The following is a 1082-nucleotide window of genomic DNA, read 5'->3' as shown; positions in this document are numbered from 1 at the left end:
CGCCCGGCTCGACCACGGCCGCGACGGCTTCGACCTCCAGCTCGCCCGCGCGCAATTCGCCGCGGCTCTGGCGCAGGCCGCCTGACCGTTGCCGGCCGCGCATGGATTCGCCCCTCCCGCGCGGGATTGACCGCTTGTGTTAACCCGGCGCGGTCCCTAGGTTCCGGCTGAAATTCCACCGCGGACATGGGCCGTCGCGGACACGTCTCGTAACGATGCGTGGCTCGTGGCGCAGGAGGTTGCCATGGGCAGCATGAGTATCTGGCACTGGGTCGTCGTCGCCGTCATCGTCATGCTGCTGTTCGGACGCGGCAAGGTGTCGGACCTGATGGGCGACGTCGCCAAGGGCATCAAGGCCTTCAAGAAGGGCATGGCCGAGGACGAGACGCCGACGCAGGCCGCGACGCCGCCGGTGGCCCCGTCCGAGCCCGTCCGCACCATCCCGCATGCGGCCGAGACCAGCCCCGGCACCGCGATCCCCGCGAGCCACCTGCCGCAAGGCGAGCGCAAGCCCGTCTGAGGAGGCCCGCACCCGAGAGGGTGCACGGCTCATTTCCCGAGTCCCGTCGGCGCCGTGGCGACGGGTCCGAGGCTGCAGGACCGTCGACGACATGCTGGACATGAGCTGGGGGGAGGTGATGCTGATCGGCGGCGTCGCCCTCATCGTCATCGGGCCGAAGGACCTGCCGAAGGCCCTGCGCACCGTGGGCCAGGTGACGCGGAAGGTCCGCCGCATGGCGGGCGAGTTCCAGATGCAGTTCAACGAGGCGATCCGCGAGGCGGAGCTCGACGACGTCCGCAAGGAGGTCGACGGCATCCGCGACACGGTGCGCAACGCGAGTGGCGGCTTCAACCCGGTCCAGACCATCCGCGACGAGCTGAAGGGCGCCGTCGAGGCACGTGCGCCGAAGCCGAGCGCCGCGACCTTGGCCGACGCGACGGCGCAGTTGAAGGCGGCCGAAAGTGAGACGCCGGCCTCCGGGGGCGGCGCCTACGACGTGCCGAAGGCGCTCGACCAGCCCGCCGCCCAGCACGCGACCGACATCGAGGCCGCTCCCGCGGTGCCCCCGGTTCCCGGGTCC

Annotated in this window: 2 protein-coding genes; both read left to right on the top strand. The window is 71.4% G+C overall.

Annotated features, from left to right (window positions below; translation table 11 throughout):
- Positions 1 to 244: 244 nt before the first annotated feature.
- On the top strand, positions 245 to 520 hold the full coding sequence (locus FV222_RS27060) for a twin-arginine translocase TatA/TatE family subunit (RefSeq protein ID WP_147752884.1): 276 nt from the start codon (positions 245 to 247) through the stop codon (positions 518 to 520).
- A gap of 91 nt (positions 521 to 611) precedes the next feature.
- Positions 612 to 1082 (top strand): Sec-independent protein translocase protein TatB (gene tatB / locus FV222_RS27055; RefSeq protein WP_147816213.1); only part of this gene is annotated, 471 nt, incomplete at its 3' end.

The sequence above is a fragment of the Methylobacterium sp. WL103 genome (genome assembly GCF_008039885.1).
Classification (GTDB): Bacteria; Pseudomonadota; Alphaproteobacteria; order Rhizobiales; family Beijerinckiaceae; genus Methylobacterium; species Methylobacterium cerastii.
Note: the sequence above shows the minus strand (reverse complement) of the source record. Positions and strands in the feature narration are given on the sequence as shown.

Bases quoted from the DNA above. Each gene is read 5' to 3' on its own strand.
- FV222_RS27060 (WP_147752884.1), top strand. From the start codon at position 245: ATGGGCAGCATGAGTATCTGGCACTGGGTCGTCGTCGCCGTCATCGTC.